Here is a 19695-nt window from a genome sequence, read left to right as displayed (position 1 = left end):
TCGTTAGCTCAGTTGGTAGAGCAGTTGACTTTTAATCAATTGGTCGCAGGTTCGAATCCTGCACGACCCACCAATTTTAATGTCTTCCTCGAGATATTAAGCGTGAAGGATAACGTTGCTTCAGCAACGGCCCGTAGGGCGAGGCGAAGCCGAGTCATCCTGCACGACCCACCAATGTAAAAAAGCGCCCTAAAGGCGCTTTTTTGCTATCTGTCGTTCCCCGGCCGTTGCCCGACAAATGCTGCAGGCATCAATTCCCGGTGACATTGCGCCTCGAATTCGCTATCTTGTTTAGTATATAAAACACCGTTGCCATCATTTTTGCTGTCTCCTGCAAAACAAAGGCAATATTGTTAAGCCAGTAAAACGAGAAGCCATAATGAGTGTGATGTTTGATCCCGAAGCCGCTATTTATCCCTTCCCGCCGAAGCCAGCGCCACTAAGCCGGGATGAAAAGCAGTTCTACCTTGAGAAAATCAAGCGCCTTCTGAAAGAGCGAGATGCGGTGATGGTGGCGCATTACTACACCGACCCGGAAATTCAGCAGCTGGCCGAAGAGACGGGCGGCTGCATTTCGGATTCCCTGGAGATGGCGCGCTTCGGTGCTAAACATCCCGCTTCCACGCTTCTGGTCGCTGGCGTGCGGTTTATGGGCGAAACGGCAAAAATCCTGAGTCCTGAGAAAACGATTCTGATGCCGACGCTGAGTGCGGAATGTTCTCTCGATCTTGGCTGCCCGACAGATGCATTCACAGCCTTCTGCGATGCTCATCCGGACCGGACCGTCGTGGTCTATGCCAACACGTCCGCCGCGGTAAAGGCGCGTGCAGACTGGGTGGTTACGTCCAGCATCGCCGTTGAGCTGATTGAACATCTGGACAGCCTGGGGGAGAAAATCATCTGGGCACCCGATCGCCATCTCGGCAACTATGTGCAAAAACAGACCGGTGCTGACGTGCTGTGCTGGCAGGGGGCCTGTATCGTTCACGACGAGTTTAAGACCCAGGCACTAACCCGCATGAAAGGGCTATACCCGGACGCCGCTATCCTGGTGCATCCGGAATCCCCGCAGTCAATCGTCGATATGGCGGATGCCGTCGGCTCGACCAGCCAGCTTATCAGTGCCGCAAAAACCCTGCCGCACAAGCAGCTCATCGTGGCGACCGATCGCGGTATCTTCTACAAGATGCAGCAGGCCGTGCCGGAAAAAGAACTGCTCGAAGCCCCCACCGCCGGAGAAGGGGCGACGTGCCGCAGCTGCGCCCACTGCCCGTGGATGGCGATGAATGGCCTGAAAGCCATTGCGGAGGGGCTGGAAAACGGTGGGGCCGCGCATGAGATCCATGTGGATGCCGCTCTGCGTGAAGGTGCATTAATTCCGCTTAACCGTATGCTGGATTTTGCGGCTACACTACGTACTTAACCTGTTACGCCCCGGAGAAAAAATGGATTTTTTTAGCACACAGAACATCCTGGTTCACATCCCGATTGGTGCGGGCGGCTATGACCTGTCGTGGATTGAGGCGGTGGGTACGCTGGCCGGTTTGCTCTGCATCTGGCTGGCCAGCCTTGAGAAGATCGGTAACTATGCGTTCGGGCTGATTAACGTCACGCTGTTTGCAATCATCTTCTTCCAGATCCAGCTCTATGCCAGCCTGCTTTTGCAGCTGTTCTTCTTTGCGGCCAATATCTATGGCTGGTATGCCTGGTCGCGGCAAAACAGTCAGCAGGAGGCGGAACTGCAAATCCGCTGGCTGCCGCTGCCCAAAGCCATCGCCTGGCTCGCTGTCTGCGTGGTCGCTATCGGCTTAATGACCGTCTTTATCGATCCGGTATTTGCCTTCCTGACGCGCGTGGCGGTTTCGGTGATGTCCGCTATGGGATTAAACGTCACCATGCCTGCGCTTCAGCCGGACGCCTTCCCGTTCTGGGATTCCTGCATGATGGTGCTGTCAATCGCCGCAATGATCCTGATGACCCGTAAATACGTTGAAAACTGGCTGCTGTGGGTGGTCATCAACGTGATTAGCGTGGTGATTTTTGCCCGTCAGGGCGTTTATGCCATGTCGCTGGAATACATGCTGCTGACCTTCATTGCCCTTAACGGTAGCCGCATGTGGATTAACAGCGCGCGTGAGCGAGGCTCTCGCGCGCTTTCCCGCTAATGGTGATGCGCGTGTGAATGGCCGGACTGCGCCTCGTTCAGGTGGCAGTCTGGCCCGCTACACGCCTGATACTCCATCTGTATGGTGGAGTGCGCAATCTCATAGTGATGCTCAAGGAAGTGCTGAATACGTTCAAGCAGCGCGTCGTGATCGTGGGGCGGAACAACCTGAACGTGCAGCGTCATAAGCGGTTTCTCGCCTACCAGCCAGACGTGAACATGATGAACGTTACGCACTTCAGGAATGGAGCGACATAAATTTCGCTTTAGCTCGCCGATGTCCAGGGACGTTGGGGCACCCTCCAGAAGTTCATTCACACTCTCTTTTAACAGCCGCCAGGCGCTGCGTAACACCAGGCACGACACCAGCACCGACAGAATCGGGTCAACAGGTGTCCATCCCGTTCCCATAATAATCAGCGCGGCCACAATCGCACCAACCGAGCCCAGCAGGTCGCCCAACACATGCAGCGCCGCAGCCCGCACGTTCAGATTTTTTTCACTGCTGCCGCGGTGCAAAATCCAGAATGCCAGAATATTGGCCAGTAACCCGGCGATGGCAATGACCATCATCGTCGTCCCGGCTACCGGCTGCGGATGCATGAAGCGCTGAATAGCTTCCCAGACGATAAGAAGGGTAATCACCACCAGCGCAATCGCATTTACGAAGGCGGCAAGCGTTGTTAGCCTGAGCCAGCCAAACGTGTGGCGGGCATTGGGGGGACGGCGGGCAAACTGCACGGCAAGCAGGGCAAACAGCAGGGCGGCGGCGTCGGTAAGCATATGCCCCGCATCGGCCAGCAGGGCCAGCGATCCGGATATCAATCCACCGATAACCTCGATCACCATAAACGTGGCGGTGACGCCGAAAGCCAGCAGAAGCCGTTTGGCGTTTTCATCGCCGGAAGGGGAAGAATGAGAGTGGGAGTGCGCCATGGTATCGTTCCTGATTTATTATTATTTTTAGTGTAGCGTTTTTAAGAGCTTAAATAAAAAAGGAGAGCACGCGCTCTCCTTATTTCATCTTACCGATGATTACTGGGTGGTGCCGTCCGTTTTGGTATCGGCATCGCTACCTACTTTGTCATTCGGGTCCGGGCATTTCCCGTCTTTACACATTGAGTTTTTGTGAACCTCGTCAGTGGTCATGCCGTCATGGTTCATCGTGCCGGTATTTGTCCCGCCGGTATTGGTGTGGCCGGTGTTGATGTCGTTATTATCAACCTTATTAGGGGCGATATTCTCTTTGGCATCCGGGGCGACCTGGCCCGCAGCAGCAGCGGCATTAGCATCGCCGTTGCTGGTAGAGCCTGAAGAGTTTGCATCGGCTGCCAGTACGCTGCCGCTTGCCAGGGTAAGGGTTGCCGTCAGGAAAAGCGTAGTCAGTTTCGTCATTTTCATCATGGTGCTCCTGTTCTTATCGTTACGCTGGATAACATTCTCCAACAGTGCATCTTGTTCAGTGGCGAAAGATCCCGTACTCCCGAGCAATGTCAGAATGGGATCGCGTATAAATATTTAAAATCAGTCGTTACAAGTAAAAAGCTTAGGCCAGATCTCATTTTTCGCTATTTTGTTGCGTATTTTTGGTAAATTCCAGGAATTATCTGCGCGAAGTGTAAAAGCCCGTTTACACTTCGTGGCCGACAAGTTAGATTGAAAGCATTGCTTTCATTACTAAAGATATGGCAGAGCCGGAAACAAGATGAATTATCAGAACGACGATTTACGTATTAAAGAGATCAATGAGTTATTACCTCCCGTAGCGCTCCTTGAAAAATTCCCCGCCACCGAAAATGCCGCCAACACGGTGTCACATGCCCGCAAGGCGATCCACAAAATCCTGAAAGGTAGCGACGATCGTCTTCTGGTTGTGATTGGGCCATGCTCCATTCACGATCCTGCCGCGGCCAAAGAGTACGCGGCGCGCCTGCTCGCCCTGCGCGAAGAGCTGAAAGGCGAGCTGGAAATCGTGATGCGCGTCTATTTTGAAAAACCGCGTACCACCGTGGGCTGGAAAGGGCTGATCAACGATCCGCATATGGATAACAGCTTCCAGATCAACGACGGCCTGCGTATTGCGCGTAAGCTGCTGCTGGAGATCAACGACAGCGGGCTGCCTGCTGCCGGTGAGTTTCTTGATATGATCACGCCGCAGTATCTGGCTGACCTGATGAGCTGGGGCGCGATTGGCGCGCGTACCACGGAATCTCAGGTTCACCGCGAGCTGGCGTCTGGCCTGTCATGCCCGGTTGGTTTCAAAAACGGCACCGACGGCACCATCAAGGTCGCCATTGACGCGATCAACGCGGCTGGCGCGCCACACTGCTTCCTCTCGGTAACCAAGTGGGGCCATTCGGCCATCGTGAACACCAGCGGTAACGGTGACTGCCATATCATTCTGCGCGGCGGCAAAGAGCCAAACTACAGCGCAAGACACGTGGCGGAAGTGAAGGCCGGGCTGGAGAAAGCGGGCCTGGAGCCGCGGGTGATGATCGACTTCAGCCATGCGAACTCGAGCAAACAGTTCAAAAAGCAGATGGAAGTCGGTGCGGATGTTTGTCAGCAAATCGCCGGCGGTGAGCACGCGGTCATTGGGGTGATGATTGAGAGCCACCTGGTGGAAGGCAACCAGAATCTTGAGGGCAGCGAGCCGCTTGTCTACGGCAAGAGCGTGACCGATGCCTGCATTGGCTGGGATGATACCGACGCTATCCTGCGCCAGCTGGCCGGGGCGGTAAAAGCGCGTCGCGGCTAATTGTCCTCAGGCAATAAAAAAGCGTGGATTGCTCCACGCTTTTTTTATGTCCGCGAAAATTACTTCGCTTTACCCTGGTTGGCGACGGCCGCGGCTTTTGCAGCGATTTCGTCAGCGTTACCCAGATAGTAATGTTTAACTGGTTTGAAGTTTTCGTCGAACTCGTACACCAGCGGCACGCCGGTAGGGATGTTCAGTTCGAGGATTTCATCTTCACCCATGTTGTCCAGATATTTCACCAGCGCACGCAGGGAGTTGCCGTGAGCCGCGATAATGACGCGCTCGCCGCTCTTCAGGCGTGGCAGAATGGTTTCGTTCCAGTAAGGCACGACGCGATCGATGGTCAGCGCCAGGCTTTCGGTCTGCGGCAGCTCGGCTTCGGTCAGCTTCGCGTAACGCGGATCGTGACCCGGATAACGCTCGTCATCTTTGGTCAGCTCTGGTGGAGTTACCGCAAAACCACGACGCCACTGCTTAACCTGCTCGTCGCCATATTTTTCTGCGGTTTCCGCTTTGTTCAGACCCTGCAGCGCACCGTAGTGACGCTCGTTCAGTTTCCAGGATTTCTCAACCGGCAGCCAGGCCTGATCCAGCTCGTCCAGAATGTTCCACAGGGTATGGATGGCACGTTTCAGCACAGAGGTGTAAGCAAAGTCAAAGGTGAAGCCTTCTTCCTTCAGCAGCTTACCCGCCGCTTTCGCTTCGCTTACGCCTTTCTCGGACAGATCAACGTCATACCAGCCGGTGAAGCGGTTTTCGTTGTTCCACTGGCTTTCGCCGTGGCGCACCAGGACAAGCTTAGTATTAGCCATTTCTTACTCCTCAAGCATTTTGAATGATAACAATTCTCATTATATTGCCGTGACCGTGCCAGCAGCAACGCTTAACCCTAACCATAGCGAAAATAGTTCGAGAGTGTAAGATGCATGTGAATCCAGGGTTATGATTTTGTCTGCAATCGTCGCTATTTTCAGCAAAACGCGCATAAAAAAGCCCTCACGGAGAGGGCCTGACGCTTTTTGCAGGGCGGCGCTACGCTTGCGCCACCGGGCTTAAGCGCGCGGAACGAAATGGTATTCGGTGACGCTAACGTACTCTTCCCCCGGACGCAGCACGCAGTCCGGCTGCGGCCATTCCGGATGGTTAGGGCTGTCCGGCAGAAACTCGCTTTCCAGCGCCAGCCCCTGCCAGTCGCTGTAGTCGTTGTGCTCGCGCGCCGTGGTACCTCCCAGATAGTTACCGGAGTAGAACTGCAGGGCAGGGGCGGTGGTGTACACCGTCATCTGTAGTTTCTCGTCAGCGGACCAGACCCGTGCGGCAGGCTGAGCAAGATCGCCTTTTGCCTGCAACAGGAAGGCGTGGTCGTAACCTTTCACCTTGCGCTGATCGTCATCGCTCAGGAAATCCTGCGCGATGGTTTTCGGCTGACGGAAATCGAAGCTACTGCCGCTTACCGGTTTCAGCCCCTGATAGGGGATGCCTGCTTCATCGACCGGCAGGTATTCCTCCGCCAGGATTTGCAGCTTATGGCTGCGGACATCGCTCTGGCTACCGTCGAGGTTGAAATAGGCGTGGTTCGTCAGGTTGACCGGGCACGGCTTATCGACCGTTGCGCGGTACTCAATGACGATGCGGTTATCCTCGGTCAGCGTGAAGCGAGCGGTCGCGGTGAGATTGCCCGGGTAGCCCTGGTCTCCGTCAAGGGAGTCCAGAGAGAACCATACTTCGCCGTCATTTTGCTGCGCAATTTTCCAGCGGCGCTTATCAAAGCCTTCCGGTCCGCCGTGAAGCTGATTCTCGCCCTGGCTTGAAAGCAGCGAATATCCAGCGCCGTCCAGCTCAAAGCGGCTTTTGGCAATGCGGTTGGCGTAGCGGCCTATGGAGGCGCCAAGAAAGGCGGTCTGCTCGATATACTGCTCTGGCGACGCGCAGCCGAGCAGGGTTTCGCGCACGCTGCCGTCAGGCATCGGCACGCGGGCAGAAAGTAGCGTTGCGCCCCAGTCCATCAGCGTAACCACCATCCCGGCGCTGTTGCGCAGGGTTAACAGGCGATACGGCAGACCATCCGGTGCGAGTGTAGGTGTTTCGTTTAGCACTGTCCGGCTCCTTGTGATGCTTTACAGACGTAGAAAGTTTCTTTGATGCCCGTTCTGGCTTCGTACTGCTTAGCCACGGCGTCCTGGACGGCAGGGACCAGCTCTTCCGGCATCAGGGCGACGATACACCCGCCAAACCCGCCGCCGGTCATGCGTACCCCGCCTTTGTCGCCAATCGTGGCTTTTATAATCTCAACCAGCGTGTCGATTTGCGGCACGGTAATTTCGAAATCGTCGCGCATGGAGGCATGAGATTCTGCCATCAGCTCGCCCATCCGCTTCAGGTCACCTTTTGCCAGCGCGGAGGCGGCCTCTACGGTACGGGCATTCTCCGTTAGTATATGACGCACGCGCTTCGTGACCACGGGATCCAGCTCGTGGGCAACCTTGTTAAATTCCTCAAGCGAAACATCGCGCAGGGCCGGCTGCTGGAAGAAACGCGCGCCGGTTTCACACTGTTCGCGACGCGTGTTGTATTCGCTGCCCACCAGGGTACGCTTGAAGTTACTGTTGACGATCACCACTGCTGCCCCTTTCGGCAGCGGAACCGCTTTGGTTCCGAGGGAGCGGCAGTCAATCAGCAGCGCATGGTCTTTCTTGCCCAGCGCGGAGATCAGCTGATCCATAATGCCGCAGTTGCAGCCCACGAACTGGTTTTCCGCTTCCTGACCGTTCAGGGCGATCTGCGCGCCGTCCAGCGGCAGATGATAAAGCTGCTGGAACACGGTGCCCACCGCAACCTCCAGCGATGCAGATGAACTCAATCCCGCACCCTGCGGCACGTTGCCGCCGATCGTCAGATCGGCCCCGCCGAAATTGTTGTCGCGTTTTTGCAGGTGCTTCACCACGCCGCGAACATAGTTGGCCCACTGCTGGCTCTCGTGGGTGACGATCGGCGCATCGAGGGAAAATTCGTCAATTTCGTTGTCGTAATCCGCGGCGATTACCCGTACTTTACGATCGTCGCGTTTCGCGCAGCTGATGACCGTCTGGTAGTCGATGGCGCATGGCAGCACGAAACCGTCGTTGTAGTCGGTATGCTCACCGATCAGGTTAACGCGGCCGGGCGCCTGGATAACGTGAGTGGCAGGGTAGCCAAATTTTTCAGCAAACAGGGATTGTGTTTTATCTTTCAGACTCATTTTTAGACTCCTGATTCGCGGTAGTGGACATCGCTAACGGCACGCAGACGCTCTGCCGCCTGTTCCGCCGTCAGGTCACGCTGGGTTTCCGCCAGCATTTCGTAGCCCACCATGAATTTACGTACCGTCGCGGAACGCAGCAGCGGCGGGTAAAAATGGGCATGCAGCTGCCAGTGTTGATTATCTTCGCCGTTAAACGGCGCGCCGTGCCAGCCCATGGAGTACGGGAAGGAGCACTGGAAGAGGTTGTCGTAACGGCTGGTCAGCTTCTTCAGCGCCAGCGCAAGGTCGTCTCGCTGGGCGTCGCTGAGGTCGGTAATGCGCTGAACAGGCGCTTTTGGCAGCAGCAGGGTTTCAAACGGCCACGCCGCCCAGTATGGCACCACGGCAAGCCAGTGTTCCGTTTCCACCACGGTACGGCTGCCGTCCGCCAGCTCCCGCCGGGTATAATCCACCAGCATCGGTGAGCCGTTCTGGGTGAAATACGCTTTTTGCAGACGATCTTCGCGCTCGGCTTCATTTGGCAGGAAGCTGTTCGCCCAGATCTGCCCGTGCGGATGGGGGTTAGAACAGCCCATCGCCGCGCCTTTATTTTCAAACACCTGCACCCACGGGTAGGTTTGGCCCAGCTCCGCCGTTTGCGCCTGCCAGGTGGACACCACCTCTTTCAGCGCCTCAACGCTCAGCTCCGGCAGCGTTTTGCTGTGATCGGGAGAGAAGCAGATTACGCGGCTGGTGCCTCGGGCGCTTTCGCAGCGCATCAGCGGATCGTGACTTTCCGGCGCGTCCGGCGTGTCGGTCATCAGCGCCGCAAAATCGTTAGTAAAAACGAAGGTGCCTTTGTAGTCCGGGTTTTTATCGCCCGTCACGCGCGTATTGCCCGGACAGAGGAAGCAGTCCGGGTCATGCTGAGGCAGCGTCTGTTTTGCAGGCGTCTCCTGCGCCCCCTGCCAGGGGCGCTTGGCGCGATGCGGAGAAACTAAAATCCATTGACCGCTGAGCGGGTTAAAACGACGATGCGGGTGATCGACGGGGTTGAATTGCGTCATGACAAATCCTTAGTCCGGATAGCCCTGCGGATGGCGTGACTGCCAGTGCCAGGTATCCTGTGCCATTTCATCAAGCGTGCGGGTGACACGCCAGTTAAGCTCTTTATCCGCTTTGGTGGCATCGGCCCAGTAAGCAGGGAGATCGCCATCACGGCGGGGGGCGAAGTGATAGTTCACCGGCTTGCCGCAGGCTTTGCTGAAGGCATTTACCACATCCAGCACGCTGCTGCCGATCCCGGCGCCAAGGTTGTAAATATGCACGCCAGGTTTATCTGCCAGCTGCTGCATCGCCGCCACGTGGCCGTCGGCCAAATCCATGACGTGAATGTAATCGCGCACGCCGGTGCCGTCTTCGGTGGGGTAATCGTTGCCAAAAATAGCCAGGGAATCACGACGGCCCACGGCCACCTGCGCGATATACGGCATCAGGTTATTAGGAATGCCCTGCGGATCCTCGCCCATATCGCCTGACGGATGCGCGCCAACCGGATTGAAGTAGCGCAGCAGCGCAATGCTCCAGTCGGGCTGCGCTTTTTGCAGGTCGGTCAGGATCTGCTCCACCATCAGCTTGCTCTTGCCATACGGGCTTTGCGGCGTGCCGGTCGGGAAGCTTTCAACGTAAGGAATTTTTGGCTGGTCGCCGTAGACGGTCGCGGAGGAGCTGAAGATAAAGTTTTTGACGTTTGCGGCACGCATGGCGGAAATCAGACGCAGGGTACCGTTAACGTTGTTGTCGTAGTACTCAAGCGGTTTTGCCACCGATTCGCCAACCGCCTTCAGGCCCGCGAAGTGGATCACGGTCTCAATCTCGCGATCGCGAAGGATTTCTGTCATTAACGCTTCATTGCGGATATCGCCTTCCACGAAGGTCGGTCGTTTACCCGAAAGACGTTCAATGACGGGCAGCACGCTGCGCTTGCTGTTGCACAGGTTATCAAGGATGACGACATCGTGGCCGCTTTGCAGCAGTTGCACACAGGTATGACTTCCTATGTAACCGCTACCACCTGTTACCAGAACTCGCATATTACGCTCCATTAGGCTTATGGTATGAATTAACCATAGCATATCAGAGACGCTAAAAGTGTGACATGGGATAAAATAGTGGTATCGTTTACACTGCTTTTCAAACTCGCTTTTTCACAGACTGGGTGCATTTTAGATCAAAGAGATAGAGATGTATTGTTGCAGGTTATCTGAAAAGCGGAGGGCAGCGCCCTCCGGCAGTTAATCGATTTTGCTGAGCAGGTAGCGGTAGCGCTCGCCGTCAGGGACAAACTCCAGCCGGTGGGTAATGCAGGACGGGGCATCCTCTGCGTGGTGCGACACGAACAGCAGCTGGGTTTCCCCCTCGCTGATCAGCACGTCCACAAAGCGGCGGATCAGCTGGCGGTTCAGCGGATCCAGCCCCTGCAACGGTTCGTCCAGAATCAGCAGCGTAGGGTGTTTAACCAGCGCGCGGACGATTAACGCCAGCCGCTGCTGCCCCCACGACAGACCGTGAAACGGGGCGTCGGCTACCCGGTTGTCCATGCCCAGAATATCCAGCCACTGCTGCACCAGCTTGTGCTGCTTGTCCGATACCGCCTGATAAATGCCGATGGAATCAAAGTAGCCGGAGAGGATCGCGTTGCGCACCGTGGTGCTCACGCGGTAATCCAGATGCAGGCTGCTGCTGACATAGCCAATGTGCTTTTTGATGTCCCAGATGGTTTCCCCGCTGCCGCGACGGCGGCCGAAGAGGGTCAGATCGTTGCTGTAACCCTGCGGATGATCGCCGGTAATCAGGCTCAGCAGCGTGGATTTACCCGCCCCGTTGGGGCCGGTGATCTGCCAGTGTTCACCCGGATTAACCGTCCAGCTGAGGTGATTAAGAATGGGGCGATCGTCATAAGCCACCACGCCGTCGCGCAGCACGATGCGCGGCTGATCGGGATCCAGCCCGCGTCGTGCCGATGGCGCATCCGGCTCCGGCAGGGCGATGCCGTCCAGCTTTTCGCTGTGCGCCAGCTGCGCAACCAGCGCCTGGCGCAGCAGCGTCGCTTTTTCCCCGGTTTCGGTCAGGCTACAGTCTGCCAGCACGCCCGCGTGCTGTACGAAATCAGGAATTTCATCAAAGCGGTTAAGGACCAGCACAACGGTGTATCCCTGCTGGTTGAGCCTCGCCAGCAGCGCGGCCAGCTGTGCGCGGGACTGTACGTCCAGGCCGTCAAACGGCTCATCAAGAATGAGGAGCTCCGGCTCGCCCATCAGCGCCTGGCACAGCAGCGCTTTGCGCGTCTCGCCGGTAGAAAGGTATTTGAAGCGTCGGGTAAGCAGGGTGGTAATGCCAAACTGCTCCGCCAGCTGGCGGCAGCGGGCAGGATCTTTTATCTCATCCTGGATAATTTCCGCCGTCGTGCGGCCGGTATCTTCTTCGCCAGGGCTGAGCATATCGGTATTGTTACGCTGCCACTCATCGCTGACCAGCTTCTGCAGCTGCTCAAAGGAAAGGCGCGTCAGCCGGGTGAAGCCACACTCGCGCTCACCCTTCAACTGGGTTAGTTCCCCCGCCAGGGCGCGGGCCAGCGCTGATTTTCCGCTGCCGTTAGTGCCCACAAACGCCCAGCTTTCTCCGGCGCGTAAGGTTAACTCAGGCAGCGACAGGGTACGGGTATCGCTAAGACGAAACGTGCCTTGCGAAATATGCAATGATGACATGTGTTATCCCATTTTTTGCAGCAACAGATGTCAGGGATACCCAGAGTCGGATGGATTGTCAATGCGCTTAGCACAATGTGGCGATAATCACCCGGTCTGCATTGAAATATGCGGTCACGACAGCACCTTCTTCTAATTCAGCCGCGTCGTTTACCGGAACGGTGGCGCAAAGCGTCTGGCCGTCCGCAAGGGTCATCAGCACCTCGCACTGTTCTTCTCCGCGTTCAATATGGCTGATGCTTCCCCGCAGCTGGTTATCCGCTTCTGCTGCATGTTCGGGATAGCGCGTGATGCCGATCCAGGGCGCCTTCAGTAATATCAGCACTTCGCTACCTTCGTTTAGCCCGAGGCGTTGGCTGCTTTGCGCGGTGACGGCGGCTTTCAGGCGCGTCGTGCCGTCTGCGAGCAGGATCTCAATGTGCTCCTGCACCCGGGAACGATCGCGTCCCGTTACCGTACCAAACCACTGGTTACGGGCGCTGGTCTGTAACGAGAAACGAGAGATGGCGGCCAGCAGGCTGTCCAGCGGCAGGCTGTCGTCATCGCTTAACACATCAAATGCCTTTTGCTGGATCTGCGCCAGTAAATCGTAGAGCTGGATCAGCCGTTGCCCGTAGCGCGTTAACGCGGCGCCGCCGCCGCCTTTCCCGCCCGTGGCCCGGTCTACCAGCGTCTGCTCGCTCAGGGTGTTCATCTCGTTGATCGCATCCCAGGCGCTTTTATAGCTGATGCCGGCGTTTTTGGCTCCCTGGCTAATCGAGCCAGTTTGTTCTATTTGTTTTAACAGGGCGATGCGTCGCGGATCGGCGAAAAGCTTCTGCTGAAGTCGTAGGGTGAGGAGAATTTCGGCCTGCATAACGGTGTCCCGGCAAAAAGGCTATTGTGACCCAAATGCCCTGGTGCGCAAAGCGCACCGCACAAAAGGGGATGTTTTTATTACTTTTCAGGGTAGAATAAGCCGTTCACAAGATCTGGAGAAAACCATGTTAGAGTTGTTGAAAAGTCTGGTATTCGCGGTAATCATGGTGCCAGTAGTGATGGCTATCATCCTCGGTGCCATCTACGGCCTGGGTGAAGTGTTCAACGTCTTTTCGAACATTGGTCATCGTCGGGACCAGCCTAAAAAGCAGCAATAATTTCCTCCAAAACGCCCGGCCAGCCCGGGCGTTTTGCTCTCAAGTTTCCCTCTTTTCCGCCGATATCATTTACAACGTTCCTTGAGCTTACTCATTAATCGGTACGATTTAGCGCTAGGAACGCCTGTGATATATCGTTATATTTATTTTTATATAACGAAAAACACAGGAGCTTCAAATGGCACGTTCATGGGTACGCCTTTTCGCAGGGGCAACGCTGACGCTTTCACTCACCGGGCACGCGCTGGCAGATGAGGGAAAAATCACGGTCTTTGCGGCGGCGTCGCTGACTAACGCGATGCAGGATATTGCTGCGGTATACAAAAAAGAGAAAAACGTTGAGGTCGTGTCGTCGTTTGCCTCCTCTTCCACGCTGGCCCGCCAGATTGAAGCCGGGGCGCCTGCCGATCTGTTCATCTCTGCCGACCAGAAATGGATGGATTACGCGGTTGAGAAAAAGGCTGTTGAAACGGACACCCGTGAAACCCTGCTGGGAAATAGCCTGGTGGCGATCGCGCCTGCAAACAGCAGGCAGGGCGACATCGCCATTAACAAACAGACGGACTGGACCCGTCTGCTCAACGGTGGCCGTCTGGCGGTAGGCGATCCCGCGCATGTCCCGGCCGGGATTTATGCGAAGGAAGCGCTGCAAAAGCTGGGCGCCTGGGAGACGCTGTCGCCGAAGCTGGCGCCTGCGGAAGACGTGCGCGGCGCGCTGGCGCTGGTAGAGCGTAACGAAGCCCCGCTCGGGATTGTGTATGGCTCTGATGCGGTTGCCGGTAAAGGCGTGAAGGTGGTGGGCACCTTCCCGGAAGACTCGCATAAGAAAGTGGAATATCCTGTTGCGATAGTTGATGGACATAAAAATGCGACCGTGACGGCCTTCGTTGATTACCTGAAGGGGCCGGAAGCGTCCGCGATCTTTAAACGTTACGGATTTACGACTCACGAATGATATTGACCGAACCTGAATGGCAGGCCGTGCTGCTGAGCCTGAAAGTCTCTTCCCTGGCGGTTGCGCTGAGCTTGCCCTTTGGGGTGTTCTTTGCCTGGTTACTGGTTCGCGTGAAGTTTCCAGGCAAAGCCCTGCTCGACAGCGTTCTTCATCTCCCGCTCGTGCTGCCGCCCGTAGTGGTCGGCTATCTGCTGCTGGTCTCAATGGGAAGGCGCGGTTTTATCGGTGAATGGCTGTACGACTGGTTTGGACTCACCTTTGCTTTCAGCTGGCGCGGCGCGGTGCTTGCCGCGGCGGTGATGTCCTTCCCGCTGATGGTGCGCGCCATCCGCCTGGCGCTGGAAGGGGTTGATATCCGCTTAGAACAGGCTGCCCGCACGCTGGGCGCAGGCCGCTGGCGGGTGTTTCTGACCATCACGCTGCCGCTCACGTTACCGGGCATTATCGTCGGCACGGTGCTGGCCTTCGCCCGTTCGCTGGGCGAGTTTGGTGCAACTATCACGTTTGTATCAAACATTCCTGGCGAGACGCGTACCATCCCGTCGGCGATGTATACCCTGATTCAGACGCCGGGCGGCGAAGGGGCGGCGGCCCGGTTGTGCATTATTTCGATCGTGCTCGCCCTGGTCTCGCTGCTGGTGTCTGAGTGGCTGGCGCGCCTCAGCCGTGAACGGATGGGGAAACAGTGATGCTGGAACTCAATTTTACCCAGACTCTGGGCAACCACACGTTGACGCTGAACGAAACGCTGCCTGCCAGCGGCATCACCGCCATTTTTGGCGTTTCCGGGGCGGGCAAAACGTCGCTGATTAATGCGATTAGCGGCCTGACGCGTCCTCAGTCCGGCCGCATTGTGCTGAATAACCGCGTCCTGAATGACGCAGAAAAGAAGATCTGCCTTGCACCTGAGAAGCGCCGCATCGGCTATGTGTTTCAGGACGCGCGCCTCTTCCCCCACTACAGCGTGCGCGGCAACCTGCGCTACGGTATGGCGAAAAGCATGGCCGGACAGTTTGATAAGCTGGTGGCGCTGCTGGGCATCGAGCCGCTGCTGGATCGCCTGCCGTCATCGCTGTCGGGCGGTGAAAAACAGCGCGTGGCGATTGGCCGCGCCTTGTTAACCGCGCCGGAACTGTTGCTGCTGGATGAACCGCTGGCCTCGCTGGATATTCCGCGCAAGCGCGAGCTGCTGCCGTATCTGCAACGTCTGGCGCGTGAAATCAACGTTCCAATGCTGTACGTCAGCCATTCGCTGGACGAGATCTTACATCTGGCCGACAAAGTGCTGGTGCTGGAAGCGGGCGGCGTTAAGGCCTTTGGCAACCTGGAAGAGGTGTGGGGCAGCAGCGTCATGCATCCATGGCTACCAAAGGAGCAGCAGAGCAGCATTCTGAAGGTGAGCGTGCTGGAACACCATCCGCACTATGCGATGACCGCGCTGGCGCTGGGCGATCAGCATCTGTGGGTCAATAAAATCGACACGCCGCTACAGTCGACCTTACGGATCCGCATTCAGGCGTCGGACGTCTCTCTGGTGCTGCAACCGCCGCTGCAAACCAGCATCCGCAATATACTGCGCGCCAGAGTGGCGCAGTGTTTTGACGATAACGGTCAGGTAGAAGTGCAGCTGGAGGTGGGCAGCAGAACGCTGTGGGCGCGCATCAGCCCGTGGGCCAGGGATGAGTTAGGCATCAGGCCTGGCCTGTGGCTCTACGCGCAAATCAAGAGCGTCTCCATCACCGCCTGATTACAGCAGGTGGGTATAGATATACTGCGCGATGCTGTCGGTGGTGTTCTCGCCAATCACCACGTCAGCCCGCGCTTTCACCGCGTCATCGGCGTTGCCCATCGCCACGCCCGTGCCGGCAGCTTCCAGCATGCTGATGTCGTTATAGTTATCGCCAAACGCAATCACGTCCCGCATTGACCAGCCCTGAGACTCAACGAACTGGGTCAGCCGTTTGCCTTTGCTGTTGCCTTTACGGGCAATATCTACCTGATCGTGCCACGACCATTCGCATTCCAGGCCCAGGGTGTGCTCGACATGTTTAGCGAAGGTATTAAGTTTGGTGGTGTCTTCATCGGTCAGGGCGAATTTCCAGATGGCGTCGACATCCTCCGCTGCCTGGCGCAGGGAAGATACCTGAGTGAACACCGGACGCTGCGCTTCCGGCAGGGACAGCGCCCAGTTGCTGGTGCGGATCACGTGGCCGGTCGGGCGCTCATACATCATGGCGTTATCCACGTACATCAGGCCGTGAATCGCGTGCTCATCCAGTAAATCAATCAATTGCAGCGCCTGAGAAACGGGAAGCGGATCGGACGTTAAAACCTTTTTCGCCTGATAATCATACAAATAGGTGCCATTACAACAAATTGCAGGTGTATCTAAGCCCAGTGCCTGATAAAAAGGATGAATGGCAACGTGATGTCGACCCGTTACGATGAGAAGTTGATACCCCGCTTCCTGGGCTCTTTTTAGGGCTTCAAGAGAAGAGGGGAGCAGGGTTTTCTGAGGGGTAAGTAGTGTTCCGTCTAAATCCAGGGCAATCACTCGCGAGGTCATTTTTTCTTCCGGGTTAATGTTGAATTTAAGGCCTGTCGGGATGGTACACCGAGAGCGGATCCCTGCAAAATCCCGAACTACAATTCAGCATTCACCGTTAAAAATAATCAGGAGTATTCATGAAACAAACCGTTTATACCGCCAGTCCTGAAAGTCAGCAGATCCATGTCTGGCGTTTGAATACAGAAGGTTCGCTTACGCTGGTTCAGGTTGTTGATGTGCCAGGCCAGGTTCAGCCGATGGTCGTCAGCCCGGATAAACGTTTTCTTTATGTCGGCGTGCGCCCGGAATTTCGCGTTCTGGCCTACCGCATCTCCCCGGATGATGGCGCGCTGACCTATACCGCAGAAGCACCGCTGCCGGGCAGCCCGACCCATATTTCTACCGACCATAAGGGCAACTTTATCTTCAGCGGCTCCTACAATGCAGGCTGCGTGAGCGTTACCCGCCTGGAAGACGGTATTCCGGTTGAAACGGTCGACGTGGTGGAAGGGCTCGAAGGTTGCCACTCAGCTAACATTTCCCCGGATAACCGCACGCTGTGGGTGCCGGCGCTGAAGCAGGATCGCATCTGTCTGTTCACCCTGAGCGAAGACGGCCACCTGGTCGCGCAAAGCCCGGCGGAAGTGACCACCGTAGAAGGGGCAGGACCGCGCCATATGGTCTTCCATCCGAATCAGCAGTATGCCTACGTGGTAAACGAGCTGAACAGCTCGGTAGACGTGTGGGAGCTGAAAGATCCTAACGGTCAGATTGAGTGCGTGCAGACGCTGGACATGATGCCGTCTGACTTCTCCGACACCCGCTGGGCGGCCGATATTCATATCACGCCGGATGGCCGTCACCTGTATGCCTGTGACCGTACCTCCAGCCTGATCACCGTGTTTAGCGTCTCTGAAGACGGCAGCGTGCTGGCGATTGAGGGCTTCCAGCCGACAGAGACCCAGCCGCGCGGCTTTAATGTCGATCACAGCGGCAAATACCTGATTGCGGCGGGGCAGAAATCCCACCACATCGCGCTTTATGAAATCAAGGGCGTGCAGGGGCTACTGGAAGAGAAAGGACGCTATGCGGTCGGCCAGGGGCCAATGTGGGTTGTGATTAACGCGCACTGATCCGCAGAAAGCAAAAAACCTCGCAAATGCGAGGTTTTTTTACGCCCGGTGGTAGCCGGGTGAGCATCTCGAAAGGAAACCAACGGACTGATAATAATATCGGCCCGTGGTGAAGTAAAATGATTGTCAAAGATGATGTTAAAAATAGCGCATTGCGCCAGTTATAATTTTTAGTAAATTCAGTGAATTTAAGCGCGCGTCTTTATAAATTCCTAATTACCCTTCAACTGTTTTTATGTACAGTAGCGGCTTGATATAATCCATTCCGTTGGTTCGAGACGTTGCAGTTCCGCACTTCAGGATCCGTTTCAAGTCCTGGCTGTCGGGTGGTGCCGGCAGTGCCTGTACTGTGGAGCATCTCGAAATGAAACCAACACACCTCGGGCGACAGGCAGCGGAAAGGTAAGCCAGAGGAGAAGTGCTCTATACCAAAGGAGTTGCGTATGAGCGGTGTGGAATGGGCAATTCTGTTCCTGCAACTCATGGTTGCAATTATGCAACTATTGGATGCGTTTCTTAAGTTCGGTACCTGACGTATCCAGTCGCAGTAAAAAGGGGGATTAAAAATCCCCCTTTTACGCTTATTTTACTGCTTCGGCTCGGCAACCACCTTGCTACCCAGACCGCGGTTGTTGTATTCCCACATGCGGTTGAAGTTAGCGTCGTTCAGATTGCGCTGCACCTTCTCTTTATCATCCACCGTGCCGGTGTTGCCGGAGAACGGACGTTTGGAGATCGCCGCGTCTGCCCACGGTTTCGCCACGTTAAAGCCTTCGTTAATCACGCTGTCGCGGATCACCACCTGACCGTTCGTGGCGGAGTCCACGTCCAGCGAGCGGCCAAGCTGCGCAACGCCGTCACCGGCAGCCGTAAAGCGGCTGTTAACGGCCAGGAAGCCATAGAAGAGGTTGGACTGCGTGGCCGGCGCGAACACGTAACCTTCCTGCTGAGTGCGCGAGTTCACCACGCGGAAATCGGTGTTCTCGAACACCACCGCACCGCGACCGGACACCATATCCACATCACCTTCAACGTAGCTGTTGGTAACCAGGGTGCGCGTCAGGCGGTTATTCTGGAGGGTATTCTGCACGCCGCTGTTGGTGACGAAGAAGGTGTTCTGACGGCCAAGAATATTGACGTTGTTGATTTGTACCTTGTCGCCATCGCTGCGCAGCGCCACGGCCTGGTGATTACCTGCGTCAACGCTGTCGCCCAGGGTGTTCTGAATGGTCAGATTCTGTAACTGCAGGCCGTTGTTCTGAGACCAGAATACCGCCGAGCACATCACGCCAACGGTGGCGGCACGCTTGCTCTGGCATTTATCAAACATATACCACGCCGGTTTGCCTGGCATGTATTTGCCTGCCGGGTTCACCAGATGGCGCCAGGCCGCGCCGTCGAGCTCTGAATCAATTGCCAGGCCAATTTTTACGTCGACCGCTTTTTCGCCCAGGCCGTAAATAGTAATGCTGCCAGGGGCCGCCGGAACGTACACGGTGCCTTCGTATTCACCCGGCAGGATCGCAATGTACTGACGAGATGCGCTGTGTTTGGTGATTGCCGCATCGACCGCTGCCTGAATAGAGGTGTGCGTGACGCCCTGCGCCCCGGCCGGGCCAACAACGAAGTCTGGCTGTTTCGGCAGGTTAATAGAAGAAGGCGTCCACGGGGCAGCGTTTGGATCCATCGACGAGAAATAGTGCGCACGGGTGAAATTCTTCGCTTCATCCGCAGACAGAACAGGGCGGGAAGCGGTGCCCGGAGCAACCTGCTCAGAGGGTTGCTGATCCGGTGGTGTTGAGCTGCACGCGGATAAAGTCACGCCAAAGGCAAGTGCCAACGCCAGACGGGAAATCCTGGAAATAGTCAAGGTAATGCTCCTGGGTATGCAAGTCTTATCTGGATAGACGAAATAGCCTGCTTTTTTATACTAAGTTGAGCGAAACGGGAAGATAAAAAGGGGGAAAGTTGCACTTTTGCCCGGAGGGGACGGGAAAGTCATCACAAATAAATA

The 19695-nt window shown here is 56.2% G+C and carries 20 protein-coding genes and 1 other RNA gene; 10 read left to right on the top strand and 11 right to left on the bottom strand.

Translation table 11 applies throughout. The features are described 5' to 3' along the window. The first annotated feature begins 4 nt into the window (after nucleotides 1-4). The 3 genes from IM304_RS05295 to pnuC all read left to right on the top strand — a co-directional run bounded on the left by IM304_RS05295 (nucleotide 5) and on the right by pnuC (nucleotide 2165). Nucleotides 5-174: non-coding RNA, RtT sRNA (locus tag IM304_RS05295), on the top strand. Nucleotides 175-379: 205 nt separating this feature from the next. After that, entirely contained in the window at nucleotides 380-1423 is a 1044-nt protein-coding gene (gene nadA, locus IM304_RS05290; RefSeq protein WP_193356724.1) for a quinolinate synthase NadA, read from the top strand. Between the two features lie 22 nt (nucleotides 1424-1445). Continuing rightward, nucleotides 1446-2165, top strand: coding sequence for a nicotinamide riboside transporter PnuC (gene pnuC / locus IM304_RS05285; RefSeq protein ID WP_193356723.1), 720 nt, complete (start codon nucleotides 1446-1448; stop codon nucleotides 2163-2165). Here the strand turns inward: pnuC and zitB are convergent. Both zitB and IM304_RS05275 read right to left on the bottom strand, forming a co-directional pair. After that, complete coding sequence (zitB, locus tag IM304_RS05280) at nucleotides 2162-3100, bottom strand: CDF family zinc transporter ZitB (RefSeq protein ID WP_193356722.1); 939 nt, start codon at nucleotides 3098-3100, stop codon at nucleotides 2162-2164. The genes pnuC and zitB overlap by 4 nt on opposite strands. Nucleotides 3101-3199: 99 nt before the next feature. After that, nucleotides 3200-3565 (bottom strand): protein YbgS, encoded by a 366-nt coding sequence (locus IM304_RS05275; RefSeq protein WP_148420860.1) that lies wholly within the window; start codon nucleotides 3563-3565, stop codon nucleotides 3200-3202. Nucleotides 3566-3869: 304 nt separating this feature from the next. Here IM304_RS05275 and aroG point away from each other — a divergent pair, with 304 nt between their 5' ends. Beyond that, complete coding sequence (gene aroG / locus IM304_RS05270) at nucleotides 3870-4922, top strand: 3-deoxy-7-phosphoheptulonate synthase AroG (protein WP_148420797.1); 1053 nt, start codon at nucleotides 3870-3872, stop codon at nucleotides 4920-4922. A 59-nt stretch (nucleotides 4923-4981) separates the two neighbouring features. Here aroG and gpmA read toward each other — a convergent pair whose 3' ends face one another. The 7 genes from gpmA to modE all read right to left on the bottom strand — a co-directional run bounded on the left by gpmA (nucleotide 4982) and on the right by modE (nucleotide 12765). Further along, entirely contained in the window at nucleotides 4982-5734 is a 753-nt protein-coding gene (gpmA, locus tag IM304_RS05265) for a 2,3-diphosphoglycerate-dependent phosphoglycerate mutase (protein ID WP_148420796.1), read from the bottom strand. Between the two features lie 240 nt (nucleotides 5735-5974). Then, nucleotides 5975-7018, bottom strand: a complete 1044-nt coding sequence (galM, locus tag IM304_RS05260; protein WP_193356721.1) for a galactose-1-epimerase — start codon at nucleotides 7016-7018, stop codon at nucleotides 5975-5977. Then, on the bottom strand, nucleotides 7012-8160 hold the full coding sequence (gene galK, locus IM304_RS05255; protein ID WP_193356720.1) for a galactokinase: 1149 nt from the start codon (nucleotides 8158-8160) through the stop codon (nucleotides 7012-7014). Before galK ends, galM begins: the two co-directional genes overlap by 7 nt. Nucleotides 8161-8162: 2 nt before the next feature. Then, nucleotides 8163-9209 (bottom strand): galactose-1-phosphate uridylyltransferase, encoded by a 1047-nt coding sequence (galT, locus tag IM304_RS05250; RefSeq protein WP_193356719.1) that lies wholly within the window; start codon nucleotides 9207-9209, stop codon nucleotides 8163-8165. Between the two features lie 9 nt (nucleotides 9210-9218). Continuing rightward, nucleotides 9219-10235: a UDP-glucose 4-epimerase GalE gene (galE, locus tag IM304_RS05245; protein WP_193356718.1), complete on the bottom strand. Its 1017-nt coding sequence runs from the start codon at nucleotides 10233-10235 to the stop codon at nucleotides 9219-9221. A gap of 201 nt (nucleotides 10236-10436) precedes the next feature. Further along, a complete protein-coding gene (gene modF / locus IM304_RS05240) occupies nucleotides 10437-11909 on the bottom strand; it encodes a molybdate ABC transporter ATP-binding protein ModF (RefSeq protein WP_193356717.1) in 1473 nt (490 codons plus the stop codon). A gap of 67 nt (nucleotides 11910-11976) precedes the next feature. Next, entirely contained in the window at nucleotides 11977-12765 is a 789-nt protein-coding gene (modE, locus tag IM304_RS05235) for a molybdenum-dependent transcriptional regulator (protein WP_193356716.1), read from the bottom strand. Nucleotides 12766-12892: 127 nt separating this feature from the next. Here modE and IM304_RS05230 point away from each other — a divergent pair, with 127 nt between their 5' ends. The 4 genes from IM304_RS05230 (at nucleotide 12893) to modC (ending at nucleotide 15747) form a co-directional block, all read left to right on the top strand. Next, nucleotides 12893-13045 (top strand): AcrZ family multidrug efflux pump-associated protein, encoded by a 153-nt coding sequence (locus IM304_RS05230; protein WP_003858549.1) that lies wholly within the window; start codon nucleotides 12893-12895, stop codon nucleotides 13043-13045. Between the two features lie 178 nt (nucleotides 13046-13223). Next, nucleotides 13224-14000, top strand: a complete 777-nt coding sequence (gene modA / locus IM304_RS05225; protein WP_148420789.1) for a molybdate ABC transporter substrate-binding protein — start codon at nucleotides 13224-13226, stop codon at nucleotides 13998-14000. Next, nucleotides 13997-14689 (top strand): molybdate ABC transporter permease subunit, encoded by a 693-nt coding sequence (gene modB / locus IM304_RS05220; protein ID WP_148420788.1) that lies wholly within the window; start codon nucleotides 13997-13999, stop codon nucleotides 14687-14689. Before modA ends, modB begins: the two co-directional genes overlap by 4 nt. Then, entirely contained in the window at nucleotides 14689-15747 is a 1059-nt protein-coding gene (modC, locus tag IM304_RS05215) for a molybdenum ABC transporter ATP-binding protein ModC (RefSeq protein WP_148420787.1), read from the top strand. Before modB ends, modC begins: the two co-directional genes overlap by 1 nt. On the opposite strand, the gene IM304_RS05210 is transcribed toward modC, so the two are convergent. Next, nucleotides 15748-16566 (bottom strand): pyridoxal phosphatase, encoded by an 819-nt coding sequence (locus IM304_RS05210; RefSeq protein ID WP_176610857.1) that lies wholly within the window; start codon nucleotides 16564-16566, stop codon nucleotides 15748-15750. It abuts the gene before it with no gap. A gap of 119 nt (nucleotides 16567-16685) precedes the next feature. Here IM304_RS05210 and pgl point away from each other — a divergent pair, with 119 nt between their 5' ends. Together pgl and tisB are read left to right on the top strand one after the other, a co-directional pair. After that, the gene (gene pgl, locus IM304_RS05205) at nucleotides 16686-17681 is read left to right on the top strand and encodes a 6-phosphogluconolactonase (RefSeq protein ID WP_148420785.1); all 996 of its coding nucleotides are present in this window, start codon (nucleotides 16686-16688) and stop codon (nucleotides 17679-17681) included. A gap of 443 nt (nucleotides 17682-18124) precedes the next feature. After that, nucleotides 18125-18214, top strand: a complete 90-nt coding sequence (gene tisB, locus IM304_RS05200; RefSeq protein WP_148420784.1) for a type I toxin-antitoxin system toxin TisB — start codon at nucleotides 18125-18127, stop codon at nucleotides 18212-18214. A gap of 53 nt (nucleotides 18215-18267) precedes the next feature. Here tisB and IM304_RS05195 read toward each other — a convergent pair whose 3' ends face one another. Continuing rightward, on the bottom strand, nucleotides 18268-19551 hold the full coding sequence (locus IM304_RS05195; protein ID WP_176610855.1) for a putative acyl-CoA thioester hydrolase: 1284 nt from the start codon (nucleotides 19549-19551) through the stop codon (nucleotides 18268-18270). Nucleotides 19552-19695 lie beyond the last annotated feature (144 nt).

The organism is Enterobacter cloacae complex sp. P40C2 (genome assembly GCF_014930695.1).
GTDB classification, from domain to species: Bacteria; Pseudomonadota; Gammaproteobacteria; order Enterobacterales; family Enterobacteriaceae; genus Enterobacter; species Enterobacter pasteurii.
The sequence above is the reverse complement of the archived record's forward strand: the minus strand, read 5'-3'. Positions and strand labels throughout refer to the sequence as shown.

Bases quoted from the DNA above. Each gene is read 5' to 3' on its own strand.
- pgl (WP_148420785.1), top strand. From the start codon at position 16,686: ATGAAACAAACCGTTTATACCGCCAGTCCTGAAAGTCAGCAGATCCAT.
- gpmA (WP_148420796.1), bottom strand. From the start codon at position 5,734: ATGGCTAATACTAAGCTTGTCCTGGTGCGCCACGGCGAAAGCCAGTGG.
- modB (WP_148420788.1), top strand. From the start codon at position 13,997: ATGATATTGACCGAACCTGAATGGCAGGCCGTGCTGCTGAGCCTGAAA.
- modF (WP_193356717.1), bottom strand. From the start codon at position 11,909: ATGTCATCATTGCATATTTCGCAAGGCACGTTTCGTCTTAGCGATACC.
- galK (WP_193356720.1), bottom strand. From the start codon at position 8,160: ATGAGTCTGAAAGATAAAACACAATCCCTGTTTGCTGAAAAATTTGGC.
- modC (WP_148420787.1), top strand. From the start codon at position 14,689: ATGCTGGAACTCAATTTTACCCAGACTCTGGGCAACCACACGTTGACG.
- aroG (WP_148420797.1), top strand. From the start codon at position 3,870: ATGAATTATCAGAACGACGATTTACGTATTAAAGAGATCAATGAGTTA.
- zitB (WP_193356722.1), bottom strand. From the start codon at position 3,100: ATGGCGCACTCCCACTCTCATTCTTCCCCTTCCGGCGATGAAAACGCC.
- modA (WP_148420789.1), top strand. From the start codon at position 13,224: ATGGCACGTTCATGGGTACGCCTTTTCGCAGGGGCAACGCTGACGCTT.
- modE (WP_193356716.1), bottom strand. From the start codon at position 12,765: ATGCAGGCCGAAATTCTCCTCACCCTACGACTTCAGCAGAAGCTTTTC.
- pnuC (WP_193356723.1), top strand. From the start codon at position 1,446: ATGGATTTTTTTAGCACACAGAACATCCTGGTTCACATCCCGATTGGT.
- IM304_RS05230 (WP_003858549.1), top strand. From the start codon at position 12,893: ATGTTAGAGTTGTTGAAAAGTCTGGTATTCGCGGTAATCATGGTGCCA.
- galT (WP_193356719.1), bottom strand. From the start codon at position 9,209: ATGACGCAATTCAACCCCGTCGATCACCCGCATCGTCGTTTTAACCCG.
- nadA (WP_193356724.1), top strand. From the start codon at position 380: ATGAGTGTGATGTTTGATCCCGAAGCCGCTATTTATCCCTTCCCGCCG.
- tisB (WP_148420784.1), top strand. From the start codon at position 18,125: ATGAGCGGTGTGGAATGGGCAATTCTGTTCCTGCAACTCATGGTTGCA.
- IM304_RS05210 (WP_176610857.1), bottom strand. From the start codon at position 16,566: ATGACCTCGCGAGTGATTGCCCTGGATTTAGACGGAACACTACTTACC.
- galE (WP_193356718.1), bottom strand. From the start codon at position 10,235: ATGCGAGTTCTGGTAACAGGTGGTAGCGGTTACATAGGAAGTCATACC.
- IM304_RS05275 (WP_148420860.1), bottom strand. From the start codon at position 3,565: ATGAAAATGACGAAACTGACTACGCTTTTCCTGACGGCAACCCTTACC.